The sequence below is a fragment of the Cedecea colo genome, from assembly GCF_011808225.1.
Lineage (GTDB): Bacteria > Pseudomonadota > Gammaproteobacteria > Enterobacterales > Enterobacteriaceae > Dryocola > Dryocola colo.
Genome location: NZ_SOYS01000009.1, coordinates 83,309 through 97,565, shown reverse-complemented (window position 1 = coordinate 97,565; position 14,257 = coordinate 83,309). Strand labels below are relative to the sequence as shown.

At 51.5% G+C, this 14,257-nt stretch carries 15 protein-coding genes and 1 pseudogene; 5 read left to right on the top strand and 11 right to left on the bottom strand.

All coding sequences use genetic code 11. From position 1 onward, the window contains the following. Positions 1 to 22: 22 nt before the first annotated feature. The 4 genes from mnmA to rluE all read right to left on the bottom strand — a co-directional run bounded on the left by mnmA (position 23) and on the right by rluE (position 2,648). The gene (gene mnmA / locus E2L00_RS17265) at positions 23 to 1,129 is read right to left on the bottom strand and encodes a tRNA 2-thiouridine(34) synthase MnmA (RefSeq protein ID WP_167613838.1); all 1,107 of its coding nucleotides are present in this window, start codon (positions 1,127 to 1,129) and stop codon (positions 23 to 25) included. A 66-nt stretch (positions 1,130 to 1,195) separates the two neighbouring features. Next, positions 1,196 to 1,645, bottom strand: coding sequence for an NUDIX hydrolase (locus E2L00_RS17260; RefSeq protein ID WP_167613836.1), 450 nt, complete (start codon positions 1,643 to 1,645; stop codon positions 1,196 to 1,198). 11 nt (positions 1,646 to 1,656) lie between these two features. Further along, positions 1,657 to 1,986, bottom strand: a complete 330-nt coding sequence (locus E2L00_RS17255; protein WP_167613834.1) for a lysozyme inhibitor LprI family protein — start codon at positions 1,984 to 1,986, stop codon at positions 1,657 to 1,659. Continuing rightward, positions 1,983 to 2,648: a 23S rRNA pseudouridine(2457) synthase RluE gene (gene rluE, locus E2L00_RS17250; RefSeq protein ID WP_167614080.1), complete on the bottom strand. Its 666-nt coding sequence runs from the start codon at positions 2,646 to 2,648 to the stop codon at positions 1,983 to 1,985. Before rluE ends, E2L00_RS17255 begins: the two co-directional genes overlap by 4 nt. Before the next feature lie 103 nt (positions 2,649 to 2,751). Between rluE and icd the strand changes: the two genes are divergently transcribed. The 5 genes and pseudogenes from icd to E2L00_RS17225 all read left to right on the top strand — a co-directional run bounded on the left by icd (position 2,752) and on the right by E2L00_RS17225 (position 6,638). Next, positions 2,752 to 4,002 (top strand): NADP-dependent isocitrate dehydrogenase, encoded by a 1,251-nt coding sequence (gene icd / locus E2L00_RS17245; protein ID WP_167613832.1) that lies wholly within the window; start codon positions 2,752 to 2,754, stop codon positions 4,000 to 4,002. Positions 4,003 to 4,293: 291 nt separating this feature from the next. Then, positions 4,294 to 4,401: pseudogene (locus E2L00_RS17240) on the top strand (transposase); the annotation flags it as partial. A gap of 279 nt (positions 4,402 to 4,680) precedes the next feature. Continuing rightward, positions 4,681 to 4,923, top strand: a complete 243-nt coding sequence (locus E2L00_RS17235) for a hypothetical protein (protein ID WP_167613830.1) — start codon at positions 4,681 to 4,683, stop codon at positions 4,921 to 4,923. A gap of 216 nt (positions 4,924 to 5,139) precedes the next feature. After that, positions 5,140 to 5,466, top strand: a complete 327-nt coding sequence (locus E2L00_RS17230; protein ID WP_167613828.1) for a four-helix bundle copper-binding protein — start codon at positions 5,140 to 5,142, stop codon at positions 5,464 to 5,466. A gap of 374 nt (positions 5,467 to 5,840) precedes the next feature. After that, positions 5,841 to 6,638 (top strand): alpha/beta hydrolase, encoded by a 798-nt coding sequence (locus E2L00_RS17225; RefSeq protein ID WP_167613826.1) that lies wholly within the window; start codon positions 5,841 to 5,843, stop codon positions 6,636 to 6,638. Between the two features lie 102 nt (positions 6,639 to 6,740). Here the strand turns inward: E2L00_RS17225 and hmpA are convergent, their stop codons facing one another. The 7 genes from hmpA to E2L00_RS17190 all read right to left on the bottom strand — a co-directional run bounded on the left by hmpA (position 6,741) and on the right by E2L00_RS17190 (position 14,208). Beyond that, entirely contained in the window at positions 6,741 to 7,958 is a 1,218-nt protein-coding gene (gene hmpA, locus E2L00_RS17220; RefSeq protein WP_167613824.1) for an NO-inducible flavohemoprotein, read from the bottom strand. A gap of 101 nt (positions 7,959 to 8,059) precedes the next feature. After that, positions 8,060 to 8,731, bottom strand: coding sequence for an SOS response-associated peptidase (locus E2L00_RS17215; protein ID WP_167613822.1), 672 nt, complete (start codon positions 8,729 to 8,731; stop codon positions 8,060 to 8,062). A gap of 76 nt (positions 8,732 to 8,807) precedes the next feature. Next, the gene (gene fucA / locus E2L00_RS17210) at positions 8,808 to 9,455 is read right to left on the bottom strand and encodes an L-fuculose-phosphate aldolase (protein WP_167613820.1); all 648 of its coding nucleotides are present in this window, start codon (positions 9,453 to 9,455) and stop codon (positions 8,808 to 8,810) included. A 113-nt stretch (positions 9,456 to 9,568) separates the two neighbouring features. Beyond that, entirely contained in the window at positions 9,569 to 10,564 is a 996-nt protein-coding gene (locus E2L00_RS17205; protein ID WP_167613818.1) for a LacI family DNA-binding transcriptional regulator, read from the bottom strand. Positions 10,565 to 10,709: 145 nt separating this feature from the next. Then, positions 10,710 to 11,660 carry an ABC transporter substrate-binding protein gene (locus tag E2L00_RS17200; RefSeq protein ID WP_167613816.1) on the bottom strand — a complete coding sequence of 317 codons (951 nt, stop codon included), beginning with the start codon at positions 11,658 to 11,660 and terminating at the stop codon, positions 10,710 to 10,712. A gap of 61 nt (positions 11,661 to 11,721) precedes the next feature. After that, positions 11,722 to 12,705, bottom strand: a complete 984-nt coding sequence (locus E2L00_RS17195) for an ABC transporter permease (RefSeq protein WP_167613814.1) — start codon at positions 12,703 to 12,705, stop codon at positions 11,722 to 11,724. 3 nt (positions 12,706 to 12,708) lie between these two features. Further along, a complete protein-coding gene (locus E2L00_RS17190; RefSeq protein ID WP_167613812.1) occupies positions 12,709 to 14,208 on the bottom strand; it encodes a sugar ABC transporter ATP-binding protein in 1,500 nt (499 codons plus the stop codon). Between the last annotated feature and the right edge of the window lie 49 nt (positions 14,209 to 14,257).

Sequence of the window (14,257 nt, the reverse complement as noted above, 5' to 3'; positions counted from 1 at the left end):
GTGGTTCGTCCTTGTCCGCAAGTTAGTCGGCGAGCGGCAAACGCTGCTCAATAACACTACCGCCCAAGCACACTTCACCGCTGTAAAATACCGCGGACTGGCCTGGAGTGACTGCCGCAACCGGCTCTTCGAAACGCACTTCAATGCGATCGGCATCGATTGGGGTGATGGTGCAGGGAATATCTGTCTGGCGATAACGCGTTTTTACCGTGCAGGCCAGCGGTTTGCTGAGCGTTTCGCGATCAACCCAGTGTAACTGCTGTGCAATCAGGCCAACGGACATCAGGCGCGGGTGATCGTGCCCCTGCGCAACAACCAGAACGTTGTTCTCAACGTCTTTATCAACGACATACCATGGATCTTCGCTACCCTCTTTGGTACCGCCGATGCCCAGGCCTTTACGCTGGCCGAGGGTGTGATACATCAGGCCCTGGTGTTCGCCGATGGTTTCGCCGTCAACCGTTACGATTTTGCCCGGCTGGGCGGGCAGATAACGGCCCAGGAATTCGCGGAATTTGCGCTCGCCGATAAAGCAGATTCCGGTGGAGTCTTTTTTCTTCGCGGTGATGAGGTCCAGCTCTTCGGCAATGCGGCGTACTTCTGGCTTTTCTAATTCGCCGACCGGGAACAGGCTTTGAGCAATTTGCTCATGACCGAGCGTGTAGAGAAAATAACTCTGGTCTTTATTGCCATCCAGCCCGCGCAGCAGCTGGCTTTTACCGTCCACATCAGCGCGACGCACATAATGACCAGTGGCGATGTAATCGGCGCCTAAATCTTCAGCGGCGAATTCAAGGAAGGCTTTAAATTTGATTTCTTTATTGCACAGAATATCCGGGTTCGGCGTGCGCCCGGCCTTGTACTCTGCCAGGAAGTGCTCAAAGACGTTGTCCCAGTATTCTGCGGCAAAGTTAACGGTGTGCAGTACAATGCCGAGCTTATCGCATACGGCCTGCGCATCCGCTAAATCGGCGGCTGCGGTGCAGTACTCCTCGCCATCATCCTCTTCCCAGTTCTTCATGAACAGGCCTTCTACCTTGTAACCCTGCTGTTGCAACAGGAAGGCAGAAACCGAGGAATCAACACCGCCGGACATCCCGACGATCACTTTTTTTGGGCTTTCAGACATGGAGTAACTCACGACATTGAACTTAAAGGCGGCGTATTCTATCACGCATCCCCGGACCTGGCACCCTTAAGTAAACGGCCAGTTAAATGCGCCGAGCAACGCGAGCGGATAACGTTCAGCCTGCTGATAGCAGCGGATGCTTTCGGCAACCAGCGGCGAGCGTAAATTCGTCGCGTTAACAATTTGTTGCGCATCCAGCCACAGGCAACGGTCAATATCGCTGTCGTGCGGCGTTGTCGGCAGCTGTTCATCCAAATCAATGGCAAACAGAAAACGCAGGAAAGGCGTTTTATCCGGCGCTATCCACTGGTGCATGCGGATAAAGCTTTGCGGCTCGGCACGAATACCCGTTTCTTCATAAAGCTCGCGGCTGGCGGCTTCCGGGAGCGTTTCGTCAGCCTCAAGGTGCCCGGCAGGCTGGTTCCACAGGGTTTTGCCATTAATCGTCTCTTCTACGAGCAAAAATTTTCCCTGTGCCTGCACCACGCAGGCTACGGTCACGTGCGGTTTGAACATAAAAATCCTTATTAAATCGGCTTGTTAATGTTGTCGTACATCGCATCCAGCTGTTGCAGGCGCCGATCGTAGGCTTTTGTCAGGCAGGTCACGTCGCCGCCGCATTGCCGGCGTTTTTTGAGCCAGCTCTGCTGGGCATCCTGAATGGCACCCCGGCCTCCCATCGCGAACAGCCCCTTCAGGAACTGATATTTGGTGCTCATTTCCACATCTTTATCATTCAGGGAAAGATGGGCGCAGATGGCTTTCTCATCCGCCGCTTTGGCCTTCTGGCAGTCAAAGCTTGCCGCACCGGCGGCCAGGGGGCTTAGTAACGCGAGAGTTAAAATGAGTCGTTTCATTGACTTTTCTCCTGCGGGATCTCCCGCCATTGGCCGTTATCTAGACCGTCCAGCGTATAGGCACCCATCGCAAAACGAATCAGACGCAACGTAGGGTAGCCTACATGCGCGGTCATACGACGAACCTGGCGGTTACGCCCTTCATACAGCGTGATTTTCAGCCAGCGGGTAGGGATGGTTTTGCGTTCCCGAATGGGCGGATTACGCGCCCACAGCCATTCCGGCTCGTTTACCAGTTCGATGCCTGCGGGCAGGGTAGGGCCGTCGTTAAGCGTGACGCCCTTGCGCAGCGCAGCCAGCGCTTCTTCCGTTGGCTCGCCTTCCACCTGCACATAGTAAATCTTGCCGGTTCGTTTACCCGGCTGAGTAAGCTGCGCCTGCAGCGCACCGTCGTTGGTGAGCACCAGCAAACCTTCGCTATCCCGGTCAAGACGCCCGGCAGCATATATTCCCTGTAACGGGATGTAATCTTTTAGGGTGCTGCGTCCCGCTTCGTCCGTGAACTGCGGCAGGACATCGTACGGTTTATTGAAGATAACCAGCCGCTTCGGTCCGTCAGAACCCGGTTTTTTGGTCTGCCGTTTTGTGCTGAATCGTTTAACTGGGTGATTTCTAAAAGATGTTTTATTCATAGTATTTTCAGACGACGGGTATTCACGCATTATAACGGAAATCATCGGTGATTGGCGCGGGCCTGATATTCAAGTAGTATTGACGCGCATATTACAAATCATTAACAAACAGAAGCGCTCGAAGGAGAGGTTAATGGAAAGCAAAGTAGTTGTTCCGGCGGAAGGTACAAAGATCACCCTGCAAAATGGCAAACTGAACGTTCCTCACAATCCGATCATTCCTTTTATTGAAGGTGATGGTATCGGTGTAGATGTGACGCCAGCCATGATCAAAGTGGTGGATGCCGCCGTGCAAAAAGCCTACAACGGCGAGCGGAAAATTTCCTGGATGGAAATCTATACCGGCGAAAAATCTACCCAACTGTACGGCCAGGACGTCTGGCTGCCAGAAGAAACTCTGGATCTGATTCGTGATTACCGCGTTGCCATCAAAGGCCCGCTGACTACCCCGGTCGGTGGCGGTATTCGTTCTCTGAACGTTGCGCTGCGCCAGCAGCTTGACCTGTACGTTTGCCTGCGTCCGGTGCGTTACTACCAGGGCACGCCTAGCCCGGTTAAGCATCCGGAGCTGACCAACATGGTTATCTTCCGTGAAAACTCAGAAGATATCTATGCGGGCATTGAGTGGAAAGCCGACAGCGCCGAAGCTGAAAAAGTTATCAAATTCCTGCGTGATGAAATGAACGTCACGAAAATTCGTTTCCCTGAACATTGCGGTATCGGCATTAAGCCTTGCTCCGAAGAAGGCACCAAACGCCTGGTTCGTGCGGCCATCGAATATGCTATCACCAACGACCGTGATTCCGTGACGCTGGTGCACAAAGGCAACATCATGAAATTCACCGAAGGCGCTTTCAAAGACTGGGGTTACCAGTTAGCGCGTGAAGAATTTGGTGGTGAGCTTATCGACGGCGGCCCATGGGTGAAACTCAAAAACCCAAATACCGGCAAAGAAATCGTCGTTAAAGACGTGATCGCCGATGCGTTCCTGCAGCAGATCCTGCTGCGTCCTGCTGAATATGACGTGATTGCCTGTATGAACCTGAACGGTGACTACATCTCTGACGCCCTGGCAGCGCAGGTTGGCGGTATCGGTATCGCCCCTGGCGCTAACATCGGTGACGAATGCGCACTGTTCGAAGCGACCCACGGCACCGCACCAAAATATGCAGGCCAGGACAAAGTGAACCCAGGTTCCATCATCCTGTCCGCAGAAATGATGCTGCGTCATATGGAATGGTTCGAAGCGGCTGACCTTATCGTGAAAGGTATGGAAGGCGCGATTAACGCCAAAACCGTCACTTATGATTTTGAACGCCTGATGGATGGCGCTAAGCTGCTGAAATGTTCAGAGTTTGGCGATGCGATGATCGAACACATGTAATCAGCTTTGCTGATTGTGTGTCAACGGGAGCTATATGCTCCCGTTTCGGGTAAAGAACAGCAGGGTAAGGCGCGCCGTCGTAAGGCAGCATGAACCTGGTTGGAGCTTTTTGAAACCCGCCCTCTGGCGGGTTTTTGCTTTCTGGGGTAACGGATCTTGTATTAGAACTCAACTAGCCATCCACCAGCATGGTTTTTTTGTTCCTGTCTCATAAGGCTGCTGACCTGCTCTCCGTTGTTTAATACATCCCGATGTTAGTAGTGTCTTCATCAGTAACGTGGGGACAATCCCATGAAGAAGTATTTTTCCGACGACCAGATCATCAGTATCCTCCGCGAGGCTGAAGCCGGATTTCCCGCCCGCGAGCTTTGCCGTAAGCATGCGAGCTCTGGCTCTACCTCTACCTCCTTACACCTGGCAAGAAGTTTGGTGGCCTGGTACTGCTATAATCCAGCTTTATTGTTTTTACGAAGCTTTTTGCTATGCCAATGTCGTTTTCTACGAAAGCGTATTTTTTACTAAAACCGCATCACTGGCCGGACCTCTGTAAAAACGTAATTTTTAGTACTCTAAATAAAATTTCCTTGCCTATATTTAATTAAACCTTACATCCACGCCCTCCTTATCGGGCGCAAGTGTTAATGCTTTCTAATCTGTTAAATATATAAGGGAAATTATATGAATAGCGATCGGGTCTTTCCTGCTTTTCCTGTCACCGACTGGCAAATTGGTCCCGCCAGGGAAAACGCTTCATTAGTGATTAAGTTTGGTTACAGCACGTCTCCTTATGGCAACAATGCTTCAACTTTTGATTCACAGTTCTTTGCCTTAACGCCTGAAAAGGCCCGCAGTCTTATCCATGATTTAGAGCTTTACGCTAAAGAGTGCGAAAGCATTTCAGCGAAAGAAGCTATCCTTTAGCTTTTATATCCCGAGCAGTAACGACGAAGAAGCCCGCCGGTTAACGCCGCGGGTTTTTTGCATTCAGGACCCTGAGGGAATTGATATTGCTCATAGCCAGGACTGCTAAGAATTTTTTTCATATATCCATTTGAAATTATGTAATCATCTTCTGGCATATACGCTTTTTCACTACCAGGCTTAACTTCCGTAATAAAAACCAGCAGGAGAAAAAGTATGTCAGAACAGTATGCTGATTGTATTGAGGCCTGTTACAGGTGTGCCGCCGCCTGTGATTTTTGTGCTGCTTCGTGCCTTAAAGAAGAGCAGCTTGATATGATGCGTGAATGTGTGCGGCTGGATATACAGTGCGCAAACATCTGTCGACTGGCTGCGCAGCTGATGACGATGAACAGTGAATTCGCATCGTCTCTTTGCAAGATCTGTGCGCAGGTATGCCAGAAGTGTGGTGAGGAGTGCGGTAAACATCAAGCCAGCCACTGCCAGGATTGCTCAGAGGCGTGTATGAATTGTGCAAAAGCCTGCGGCAATATGGCTGCATAGCCTGTCAGAAAAGCTCTGGCTGTCAGCATCCTATAAAGCTGTCTTGATGGCGGCTTTTTTACTCTCCAGGCCGGCAAAAAGGTCCTTCAGCCCCCACATAGCAAAAGTGCGATCCTGCTCTGATTACCTAAGTTAAATTAAGTCTATTCTCTTGGCCGCTCTGTTAGGCTGTTAGGGTAGCTATGAACTGGATATTTTATATGGGAAGGTGGTATCAGGTTGTTCCTGCGCCAATGCAGGGAGGATATAAACTGAAAATTCCCGGTGAACGTGCAACGGTTATCCTGCCACGCAAAACGCTTGAAAAATACGCCCGTTCATATTTCGGCCTGAATTCAGCTGAAAGAAAAGCGCCGCTTTAAGCTGAACCTTTTTTGCTGTTGAATTCTGCATGTTTCCACAGTAAAAAATGTATCCGTATTAAAAATGACCCGGAAGCAATTATGTCTGACGAGGCCTTACGCCAGCTTTTTTATGTGAACTTTCGTGGTGAAACGATATGTGCTGATAGTATTTCGGGTAGTAAAGGGCATGTTTTAATGATCCACGGGGGTTCCAGAGATCGTAAAGTTTTCTCTAACTATCGCCGCCTTATGCATAGCCTGGGTTACGGCACTACCGCTTTTGATTGCCTCGGGCATGGCGAAACGAGCGGAAGAATGAGCGAGTCTTCTTTATGCAGCCGCACGTTGCAGGCGGAGGCCGTAATAGCGCATTTGCAACAGCCTTTAACAGGCTGCATGGGTATCAGCATGGGGGCTTATAACGCGCTTCACCTTAGCAGGAAAATACCGTTGCGCTCATTAATCCTTATGGTTCCCGGCGTGTATACCGCCTCTGCATACGATGTGAATTTTGGCCCACAATTCTCCGGGCTGATTCGCAAGGAAAGAAGCTGGGAGAGCACAGACGCATGGGCTATAGCGGCGGAATTTACCGGTAAACTGCTCGTTATTGCCGCTGAGAAAGACGATATTATTCCCGAAGAAATACCGCTTAAGCTGATATCTTCGGCCCCGAAGCAGGCCTGGAAGCATCTGCTGTTAGTGCCGGGAGCTGACCATAACAGCATATGGCATAATTTAACGCTCTCGGCTCGCTCATATGAGCAAGCACGCGGTCTTTTTGAGCGTTGTTTATCGGCTCAGGAAAAATATAATAACGAAGCTTGAAAGCGGGTAATCGGCTTTATCAGAGAGGTGAAAACGGGAACCTGCTGGCTCCCGTTTATAACGCTATCAAACTTTTCCGTTCGACAAAAACGGCAACGCCGTTTATTCGGCGAACAAATCCGGGCCGAAAACTTCATAATGGATGTGCGTTTCCGGCACGCCATGGTTCATCAACGCATCGTGTTGTAAACGCATAAACGGGACCGGGCCGCAGATATAATAGTCGGCATCAGGCAAAAGGACCTTGTCCGCTATCTGGTTGATATCCACGAAGCCTGCGAAATCATAATCCTGCCCCTCTATATCGCTCTCCAGCGGCTCGTTATAAAACATAATTAGCCTGAAGTTTTGATGGTCCGCCGCCGTCTGACGCAGTTTGTGCTTCATCGCCTGGACTTTTCCGTTGCGGGCGCCGTGAACAAAGACCAGAGGCCGCTGCTCAGGAGACTGCAGTACCCGCTTAAGCATGCTGATCATGGGCGTTAGCCCCACGCCGCCGCTGATCAGCACAACCGGATTAGTCGCGTTAACGTTAATATAGAAGTTACCGTAAGGCGGGGCGAGTTTGATGCTGTCCCCGACGTTGACGTGATTATGCAGCAGGTTGGAAACGTACCCCGGCGGCTGGTTATCGCTACCCTCTTCACGCTTCACTGAGATACGGTACGTACTTCCATTTGGCGCGTCGGAAAGGCTGTACTGCCGGATCTGTTGTACGCCCAACTCCGGTACCTGCACCGCCACGCTGGTATACTGTCCGGGTTCGAAGCTGGCTACCGGCAGCCCATCCTCCGGCTCCATCACGAACGAGGTGATAACGTCGCTTTCGGGGTTCTTTTCACGAACGATAAAGGTGCGCCAGCCGTTCCAGCCGCCGGGTGCAGCGGCGCTGACCCGATATAGTTCATGTTCCATACCCATCAGCACGCCAGCCAGCTGGCCGTATGCTTCTCCCCACGCATTCAGGATGTCATCTGTCGCGGCGTCGCCAAGAACTTCTTTGATAGCGCCAAGCAGATGCTCACCGACGATGGGATACTGATCGGGCTGTACGCCGAGGCTGGTGTGCTTGTTGGCAATGTTTTCCAGCAGCGCGTTCAGGCTGAGGGGATCGTCAATATTGGCGGCGTAGGCATAAACCGCACGGGCCAGGGCCTCCTGCTGCTGCCCCTTCTGCTGATGGGCCATATTGAAGACATTTTTAAGTTCAGGGTGAGCCTGCAGCATATTCTGGTAAAAACGGGTGACGATTTCTTTACCGTGTTCCGCAAGCACCGGTACCGTGGCTTTAATAATATTTTTGGTCTGCTCAGTCATCATACGATATTCCTCCCGAAGCCTTCTGTTAGTCACTTAAAACTAGCAGCACATCTACGTTGTGGCTAACCAGGAGCCTGCTCTGACTACGGATCTGCTTACCTTCAGGTAACCGGCTCGATTAATTCTGGCCCCTGATTTTTAATATTACCTACGGCGCGTGTAACCGGGTGCCAGGTGAATTTATCCGACGCTACAGCGCCATCAGCCGCAATTTCCCCGGCTTCCTTTCCATCCGTATCCTGCCTCATCCATTCGCGTGCTGCTTCCGGCGAGAGAACAAGAGGGCGCCTGTCGTGGATATCGATCAGGCCTTTATCGGCAGCCCCCGTCACAATCAGAAACCCTTCGGCGTCATCCCCACGCTCAAAGGGCGCGCTGCCAATCGCCGCCATGAAAACTGGCTGGCCGTCGGAGCGGTGAATAAAGTAGGGCTGCTTTTTATCGCCTTGCTTTTTCCATTCATACCAGCCGTCAGCAAACACAATAGCGCGACCGTGCTGCCAGAGGTTTTTAAACATTCTGCTGGTGGCCGCGGTTTCTACCCGGGCGTTGATTAGCGGTGGCTTATCCCACCATCCTGGGGCATATCCCCAAAATACCGGATCCAGATGCAACGCTTCGTTCCGCTCGCTTAGCAGCAAAACTTTTGTGCCGGGCGCCACGTTGTAACGTCCAATCGGTTCGGGGTCGTAAGGTATATCCCGTTCAGCTTCATCGGCCAGATAAGTCAGATATTCTTCGCGAGTTTGAGCCTGGGCAAAGCGTCCGCACATGGTCACCTCCTGATTAATACAGGAAGTATAGCCTCTGCGTGCATTAATTTATTTGCATAAAAATCAGCGCGTTAAATTATTCTTCGATCCGCAGTCCGTAGGTTTTAAACTTCTCCAGCACGATAGCTATCTCTTCGTCGTCGAGCACCGGGACGGGATCGACAATCGCTAAGGTCGTCAGATACAGCCGCGCCAGCACTTCCACTTCCTGAGCCAGCCACAGCGCTTTTTGCAGATTTTCTTCACAGGCGATCAGGCCATGATGCTGTAAAAGCGTAGCCTTACGGTCCTTCATGGCGACGGCGACATACTCAGAAAGCTTTCGGGTGCCGAAGGTCGCGTAAGGCGCACACGGAATACTGTTTCCGCCTCCTGCGGCAATCATGTAGTGGATGGCGGGAATAGGGCGATTGAGGATCGAGACCGCCGTGCAGTGGACGGCGTGGTTATGCACCACCGCACCGGCATCCGGGCGCGTATGGTAAACCGCCTGGTGAAAACGCCATTCGCTGGAGGGAATTTTCCCTGCTTCGTGCTGACCATCCGCATCGATATAAACAATATGATCTGTGGTTAACTTTTCATAGGGAACGCCGGTCGGGGTAATAAGCATGCCGCCGTTAAAACGAACGCTGACGTTACCAGCGGTGCCCTGGTTTAACCCTATACGGGTCATTTCAAGACAGGTTTCAATGATTTCTCGGGCCAGTTTTACTCTTTCCATTTTTCTTCTCCAGAATGTGCAAAGCGGAATAACGAAAACAGGAATTCACTGGATTCTTAAAAAGAATCCCTATCATCGGATGTAATAATTCGCCGCTTGCGGCAGCAAAATAATCAGCAAGTAGCGCTACGTTTTATCAGTTTCATCGTTACCTTTTCGGTGCGTTGTACCGGGAGTCCTTCTATTCCCTGCTGCATTAATTCGAACGCTTTTTCAGCCCAGGCAGCTTCGTCCTGCTGCATCGACCAGACGTTATTGGATAAAAATCCCAGCATGGGATGTTCATCGAAGGTGCCGATATTAATCGAATGCGGAATATTGCCGCAGTGCTCGCGAATAACTTTTATTGCGCCCTCCAGCATCGGAAGCGAGGAGGCAATAAACGCCTGCGGCACGCCGTCTCTGGCTATCAGGCGTTGCATTAGTTCGGCGCCGCCTTCCGGCGTGTTGTCATGCGCTTCTTCGACCCAGGCCTGTTCTGTTTGCCTTTGCTGTAGCGCATGGAGGTAGCCCTGCAAACGGTCATGAATACTTGGCAGGGCAGTATCGCCGACCAGAAACCACAGCGGGCTTTCCCCGGCATCCAGCATTGATTCGGTGAGCGTTACGGCACCAGCAAAGTTATCGGACTCCACCAGAGCGTTATCGGTAAATTTAAAATCCCGGTCGAGCAGCACCAGCGGCTTTTTTACCTGGCGCAGATGATGCTGCTGATTTTCAAGCGTTGCGGGCGTAATAAACAGGCCGTCGACATTACGCGCAATCAGCGCTTTTACCAGCTTGTTTTCGTAATCCACATCGTTATAAGTACAGCTAATCATTAGCTGATAACCCGATTTGCGGCAGCGTAATTCCAGCTTTTCGGCAAGCGTTGCGAAGAAGACGTTCGAAATACAGGGGACGATTAATCCCAGCGTCTCGGTTTTATTTAATTTCAGACTGCGTGCGGAGTGGTTAATCGTATAGCCATAGCGTTCGACATGTTCATTTATACGCGCCTGCGTCTTCAGGCTAATGCGGTACCGCTCCGCTTTACCGCTTAACACCAGCCTGACCGTCGTCACTGACAAATTCAGATCGGTTGCAATCTGTTCTACTGTTTTGGCCATAACCACTCGCCCCGGGCTAATCCATTATCGAAAATTGCCACCATTATAAAACTAATGTTCAAAGTGCTGCCATGCTGCGGTCTGGAATGCTTATCGCTTCGCTCCCCCTCTCGCAGGGAGAGGGGGGCTGAACTGGTGGAAATGATTACTTCTTACCGAACGGGTGCAGCAGTTTATCCACCGCCGGGTCGTTAATATTCTTCATGCTGACATATTTCACCGGGATATCGATCTCTTTTGCCACCGACTTGCCGTTGATGGCGTCATCGAGCGCTTTGATACCCTGATAGCCAATCTGATAAGCATCCTGCACCACAAAGCCCTGCAGCACGCCGGATTTCAGGAAGCCGATGATGGCTTCGGTGCTGTCGAAGCCGATGACTTTAACCTTGCCTTTGATGCCCAGGCTGTCCACGGCGTTGGCTACGCCCAATGTCGCACCTTCGTTAGTCGCGTAAATCCCTGCCAGATCCGGGTTGGCCTGCACCATATCAGTCGTTTTATCCATCGCTTTTTGCGGGTCGCCGTCGCTGTACTGCACCGGCAGCACCGTTACCTGCGGGTACTTCTCTTTCATGCGTTTGGTAAAGCCTTCGGAACGTTCAATAGCCGAGGTTGTGCCGGCTACATGCGCTACCACGCCCACTTTGCCTTTACCGCCGATTTCGGCCGCCAGCGCATCAGCCGCTTGTGCACCGGCCTTCACGTTATTGGTAGCGACAAAACTAGCTGGCAGATCGGAATTTACGCCGGAATCGAACGTGACGACCTTAATGCCTCGACTATTGGCGGTTTCGACCAGCGGCGCCAGCGCATTGGCATCAAGGGCCGCCAGCAGAATACCGTCCGGCTTTTTAGCCATGGTGTTTTCGAGAAGCTGGATTTGCTCGGCGATTTGCGTTTCATCCGCCGGGCCGACAAAGCTGGTGCTGACGCCAAGGTCTTTCGCCGCCGCTTCCGTGCCCATTTTTACCGTCTGGAAAAACTCGTGCTGATATCCTTTACTCACCACAGGCAGGGTTAACGTCTTCGCGTAAGCCGTGCTGACCAGCAGTGCGGCAAGCGATACCGCACCTAAAATATGTTTAGCTTTCATATGACTCGCTCCAGATTTTGTAGGTTTTATTACAGGGTAAGGTTTTTGTTATTACGCGTGGTTAACGCATTTTTTTACGTAACGTATCGAGATACACCGCAGCCACCACCACCACGCCCATGGCAACCATCTGCCAGAACTGTGAGACGCCCATCAGGTTGAGGCCGTTCTTCAGCACGCTCATGATGAACGCGCCAATTATTGTTCCGCCGATGGTGCCCACGCCGCCCATCAGACTTGTTCCGCCAATCACCACGGCGGCAATGGCTTCCAGTTCGTAACCAACGCCAACCGTTGGCTGCCCGGAATTAAGGCGTGACGCGAGGATCACCCCGGCGATGCCGGTTAACAGGCCGCAGAAGGCGTAAACGAAGATTTTGACGCGCTGAACCTTGATGCCGGACAAATGCGCCGCCACTTCATTGCTGCCCACGGCGTACACATAGCGGCCAACGATCGTTTTCTTGAGGATATAAGCTGCAATCACCGCGATAATCGCCAGGTAAAACACCGGGTAGGGCAGTACGTCGAACAGACGGCCCTGGGCGAGCAGTTTAAAGGTTGGGTAGTCGGAGAAATAAATCGCGCGGCCGTCGGTCATCACCATGTTGATGCCACGCACCGACATCATCAGCCCAAGCGTTGCGATAAACGGCGGAATGGTTCCTCGCGTTACCAGCAGGCCGTTAACGCAGCCGCACAGCCCTCCAGCCAGCATGCCGGCAATAACGCAGACAATCAGCGGCATGCTGAATGACGCGCACAGGCCGACCGCCACACCGGAGAATGCCACTACCGAGCCTAAAGAGAGATCTATGCCAGCGGTAATAATCACGTAGGTCACACCAATCGCCATAATGCCGATAACCGAGGTTTGCAGGGCGATGGTCATAATATTTTCGGTATTAAAAAAGAACGGTGAGCTCAGGCTAAAAAATATTACCAGCAATACCAGGCTTAATAGCGGCGCAAGGCGCATCAGCAGCGCTCTATTGATTCTGCGCGATTTGGCCGGTTGTGAGGCGGGAGTTAATGAGTCGGTCATGATTCAGTCCTCTAACGTCGCATATTTCATGATATTTTCCTGGGTGGCACTGGCCTTATTCAGCTCGCCGGTAATACGTCCGCTGCGCATCACTAAAATGCGATCGCACATGCCAATAATTTCCGGCAGCTCCGAGGAGATCATGATGATGGATTTCCCTTTCGCCACCAGCCGGTTCATTAATTCATAAATTTCCAGCTTGGCGCCCACGTCAATACCGCGCGTCGGCTCGTCGAAAATGAGAATGTCGGTGTCTTTACACACCCAGCGGGCAATAATAATTTTTTGCTGATTCCCCCCGCTTAAATGCAAAGCCGCCTGTTGCAAATGCGGTGTCTTAATACGCAGGGTTTTCACTAACTGCTCGCTGACTTCCCGGCATTGTTTTTCTTTTACGATGCCAAATTTGTCGGAATATTCAGGGAAATTACCGAGCATAATATTCAGCTCGACGGATAAACCCAGCGCGAGACCTTCCTTTTTACGATCCTCGGTTAAATAGCCAATGCCCTGTTCTATGGCCTGTGAAACATGATTAACCTTAATTAATTTCCCGTTGAGCCAGACTTCGCCGCCGTCAATGGGGTCAGCGCCAAATATGACACGTGCAAGCTCTGTTCGACCGGCGCCCATTAACCCGGACAGGCCGAGGATCTCGCCACGATTAAGCGAAAAATTGATATCGTACAGCACGTCTTTACGCTGCAGGTTTTTTACCTCCAGCACTTTTTGCGTGCCGGTAAACGGCGGGCGGCGCGGGTAAATATCACCCAGCTTGCGGCCCACCATCATGGTTATCAGATCGTTAATCTGCACGGTTTCGTAATCGACGGTGGCGATATACTGCCCGTCGCGCATCACGGTTGCCCGGTCGGCAATCAACGCCAGCTCCTCCAGGCGGTGCGAGATGTAGACCACGCCGGTGCCCTGTTCCTTAAGCAAGCGGGTAACGCGAAACAGGCTGTCGATTTCGCTCTCGGTCAGCGCCGCGGTGGGTTCGTCCATAATCAGCACTTTGGCATTAACGGAAATTGCTTTGGCGATTTCGACCATCTGCTGCTGGGCAACCGTCAAGTCCGCCACGCGGCTGTCCGGTTTTATTTTCAGGTTTAATTTCGTCAGGATATCGCTGACCTGAGCGCGCTGCGTTTTTGCATCCAGCTGCCAGCGATTATTTTTACAAAACTCGCGGCCAATAAAAATATTCTCTTCTACGGTCAGGTCAGGAAAGAGATTAAATTCCTGATGAATAATGGTGATGCCAATTTTTTGCGCTTCCAGCGGGCTGGAAAATTGCACTCTATTATTCTCGAAAATAATTTCGCCTTCATCCGGGCGATAAACGCCGGAAAGTATTTTCATCAGCGTTGATTTACCTGCGCCGTTTTCCCCGAGCAGGGCATGGACTTCACCGCGTCGTAGATTAAAACTGACATCACTTAACGCCAACACACCCGGAAAGCGTTTAGTAATATTATTCATCTGCAAAAAAGTGTCTGGCATGCGCTTGCCCTTAAATCAGGTGTCGCGGTCTAAGGAAACGGGAAAGACA